We start from the raw sequence: 319 nt of genomic DNA on the forward strand, positions 1-319 counted from the left end.
TTGTAAACTGCTTTTGTACGGAACGAAAAGGCTTTCTCTAATACAGAGGGCTCATGACGGTACCGTAAGAATAAGCACCGGCTAACTACGTGCCAGCAGCCGCGGTAATACGTAGGGTGCAAGCGTTAATCGGAATTACTGGGCGTAAAGCGTGCGCAGGCGGTTTTGTAAGTCTGTCGTGAAATCCCCGGGCTCAACCTGGGAATTGCGATGGAGACTGCAAGGCTAGAATCTGGCAGAGGGGGGTAGAATTCCACGTGTAGCAGTGAAATGCGTAGAGATGTGGAGGAACACCGATGGCGAAGGCAGCCCCCTGGGT

At 52.7% G+C, this 319-nt stretch carries 1 rRNA gene; it reads left to right on the forward strand.

The window, feature by feature from the left end:
• Window positions 1–319 (forward strand): 16S ribosomal RNA (locus ACTHTA_RS11450); the annotation flags it as partial.

This window comes from Neisseria sp. P0013.S005 (assembly GCF_051958425.1).
GTDB lineage: Bacteria > Pseudomonadota > Gammaproteobacteria > Burkholderiales > Neisseriaceae > Neisseria > Neisseria subflava.